We start from the raw sequence: 3,134 nt of genomic DNA, 5'->3' as shown, positions 1-3,134 counted from the left end.
GAGCCCGGACCAGGGCTCTCAATCTATGTCAATAAAGACGCCTACGCGCAACTCCCCTCCTCGTACCAGGAGGCAATCTCGACGGCCGCGGCCGCGGCCTCGATCTCGATGCTGGCCAGCTACGACGCCAAAAACCCGCCGGCGCTCCAGCGCCTCCTTGCCGATGGGGTCTCGATGCGCCGTTTCTCGGATGACATCATGGCGGTCGCCGAACGCACGGCTTTCGAAATCATGGAATCGCAGGCGGCCGCGGAGCCAGGGTATGGCAAAGTATACGGCGCTTTCAAGCAGTTCAGGGAGAGCTCGTACCGGTGGTTCGCGACGTCCGAAAATGCGTACGCGGCCTACGCGTTCGAACGGTTTAAGCCGGCGACCTGATGGCATCCGTATGCGTCTTCTGCTCGTCGAGTAACCTCGTCCAACCGGCGTTTGTGGACGTGGCGCGAGACCTGGGTCACGAGCTGGCGATGAAAGGGTACCGCCTGGTGTATGGCGGCGGAGACGTGGGGTTGATGGGCGTTCTGGCGCGATCGGCGCACGCGGCAAACGGGACGGTCGTGGGTATCCTGCCGCGCTCCCTGCGCGAGGGCGAGGGCATCGCCTACGAAATCGCCGACGAGCTCATCATGACCGATACCATGGCGGAGCGGAAAACGATGCTGCGCGACTACTCGGACGCCTTCATTGTGCTGCCAGGCGGCCTTGGCACGCTCGAGGAGTTTCTGGAGGTCCTCACCCTCAAACAACTCGGCTACCACGCGAAGCCGATCATCCTGATCAACACCGCCGGCATCTACGATCCACTCATGCGTCTGTTCGAGCACCTCCATGGCGAACGTTTCCTGCGCGAACAGTTCTTCAGCCTGTTCCACGTGGCCCCCGGCGCCTCGGAAGCCATCGCGTTGCTGACTTGATTCGGCTCAGTTCTGCATCAATGCCGCGTCCAGCTCCTTCGCCGAGTCCTGCAGCAGTCCGGATTCCTCCATTAGCCGTTCGACGCCCGGGATGTCCATCGGGACAAAATCGGACACGATTTCGGCCCCCGTTTCGGTGATGATGATCAGGTCCTCCAGGCGGATGTAGATCATCTCTTCCGGTACGCGAAGCGCCGGCTCGATCGTAAACACCATTCCGGGCTTGAGCGGGCCGTAATAATCCCCCACGTCGTGCGTCGCCATCCCCACCCAGTGCCCCAGGCGGCCGTTTTCGCCCTGGCTGGCGGCCCGGTAGCTGTCAACAAACGCGGCGGCGGCGGCGCGGTGGTTGGGTTGGCTGAAGGTCGCTGCGGCCAAGGCGGCCTCCATGTCCACCACGGCGTCCCGGCGGATCTGCGCCGGCGTGGCGTTTGGACGGATGTGTTTGAGAATGGCGCTGTAACAGGCCAGGTAGAACCCGTACAGCTCGCGCTGCGTCCTGTTGAACCGCCCGTTCACCGGCCACATCCGCGTGACGTCGCTCATGTAGTATCCGACGTCAGGCGCATAATCCATCAGGATCAGCTCGCCGTCCTTGAGGGTGCTCTTGCCCTTGTGGTAGTGCGGGAAAAAGGCGTTGGTGCCGGTGGCGACGAGCGCGTAGTAGGCATCGCCCTGGGCGCCGTGGCGATGGTAGATAAACCGGGCGACCGCGTCGAGCTCCTGTTCTTTGATGCCCGGAACGGTGGACCGCATCGCCTCCATCAGCGAGAGACCTGACAGCCGGGTGGCCTTCCGAATGAGAGCCAGTTCACGCTCGCTTTTGATGAGCCGCAGGGCATCGAGCGCCGGCGTGAGGTCCGCCAGGACGATCCCCGTGAAACGCGTTTCGAGGAGGTCTATGAAGTTGGCCTCACGCGAGGGCCGTCCGTCCCAGGGGTCCGAGGCGATGTCCGCGTTTACGCGCAACCCGAGGTCGCGGCTTTCGGCCAGGCCTTCGGCCGGACTGAATGGCGTGAAAACGGTCATCCCGCGGCGTGTGAAGCGCACCAGGTGCTCGGCGAGCAACTCGGGGCCGTAGGTGTCGGCAAAACCCAGCTCGTCTCTCATAAACGCGGCGTCTTCGGCCGAGAGCATCTTCCCCTCACCCGCTTCCCTGCGCTCATGACGGTGCGGCAAGTAGATCGAGGCGGAACGGGTCGAGCCGTCCAGAACGACGAGCGCATGCGGCGCCTCGACCCCGGTCAGGTAGTAGAACTCGTTCGTCTGGCGGAAGCGCGTGTAGCCGCGAGGGCTGGGGGCGCCCTGGAGGAGGGCGATGGCGTCCGGCCCGATGGCATCGTATATCGCCTCGCGCCGGGCGTTGAATTCCTCGGGCGGGAAGTCCTCCGTGAACAACGGGACGTTCTGGGCCGTGGTGAGCGGGGAAAAGGCGAGCACGCCTAGAAGGAAGAGGAAGACGAAGCGACGCATAGGGCTGGATCCGGCGATGGTGTACCGAGAGTCTACTCACTACGACGATCTGGATCAACCCCAGCCACCCGCCGGCGGCGCTTATTCAGCCTGCGCGGCCACTTCCGTCGCGATCTCCGGCGTATCCGACGGTGCCTGCGGCTGCGTGAGCCGGGCCCAGGTGCGGACGGAGAACTCGCGGAAGCGCGGCTTGTAGTGCAGCCACCCGAAGTGGAGCACAAACGGCGTCACCTCGAGGAAGTCGCCCCGGCCGGGGAACGACGAGAACATTCCAAGCAGAAGATTGCGCAGGGGCTGGTTGGCGATGCTGCGCATCATGTACACGAAGCGATCCGTGTAGTAGCGGCACACGACCTGCTCGAAGTCGCCTTCGTAGGTAGTCATGCCCTCGATGTAGTCGAGTTGCGGGCTGTTGTGGCCCTGCAGCCAGGGGAATACGTGGAGGCGCATCTGACTCATCGCGATGGCGAGGCTCCATTCGCACGACTCTTCCGTGCGCCCTTCGTTCAGCCGGCTCCGGAAGTGCGTTTCGTGGCGGCGGCTCAGAAACCGGGAGGCCTGTTCGCACACCTCCCGCGTGAGGTCGCGGTCCTGACTGTAGATCATGCCGGCCTGGACCCGGGGCAGGTGGCTGAGGCCGAAGCGGCGCATGGTGCGGCGCCGGCGGTCAAACAAAAAGTCGAATGCTACCGCGATGCCTTTCGGGCCGCCGAAGAAGAAGTCCGCCCGCTCCAGGCCCGTCGCCGT

The 3,134-nt window shown here is 64.1% G+C and carries 4 protein-coding genes; 2 read left to right on the top strand and 2 right to left on the bottom strand.

The window, feature by feature from the left end:
- Positions 1-378: ABC transporter substrate-binding protein (locus SH809_10005; protein ID MDZ4700026.1), on the top strand; the 378-nt coding region annotated here is incomplete at its 5' end.
- The gene (locus SH809_10000; GenBank protein ID MDZ4700025.1) at positions 378-914 is read left to right on the top strand and encodes a TIGR00730 family Rossman fold protein; all 537 of its coding nucleotides are present in this window, start codon (positions 378-380) and stop codon (positions 912-914) included. The genes SH809_10005 and SH809_10000, both read left to right, overlap by 1 nt.
- A 6-nt stretch (positions 915-920) precedes the next feature.
- On the opposite strand, the gene SH809_09995 is transcribed toward SH809_10000, so the two are convergent.
- Together SH809_09995 and SH809_09990 are read right to left on the bottom strand one after the other, a co-directional pair.
- Entirely contained in the window at positions 921-2,387 is a 1,467-nt protein-coding gene (locus SH809_09995) for a Xaa-Pro peptidase family protein (protein ID MDZ4700024.1), read from the bottom strand.
- Positions 2,388-2,468: 81 nt separating this feature from the next.
- Positions 2,469-3,134 (bottom strand): hypothetical protein (locus SH809_09990; GenBank protein MDZ4700023.1); only part of this gene is annotated, 666 nt, incomplete at its 5' end.

The organism is Rhodothermales bacterium, from assembly GCA_034439735.1.
In the GTDB taxonomy this organism is placed as follows: domain Bacteria; phylum Bacteroidota; class Rhodothermia; order Rhodothermales; family JAHQVL01; genus JAWKNW01.
Note: the sequence above shows the minus strand (reverse complement) of the source record. Positions and strands in the feature narration are given on the sequence as shown.

Bases quoted from the DNA above. Each gene is read 5' to 3' on its own strand.
- SH809_10000 (MDZ4700025.1), top strand. From the start codon at position 378: ATGGCATCCGTATGCGTCTTCTGCTCGTCGAGTAACCTCGTCCAACCG.
- SH809_09995 (MDZ4700024.1), bottom strand. From the start codon at position 2,387: ATGCGTCGCTTCGTCTTCCTCTTCCTTCTAGGCGTGCTCGCCTTTTCC.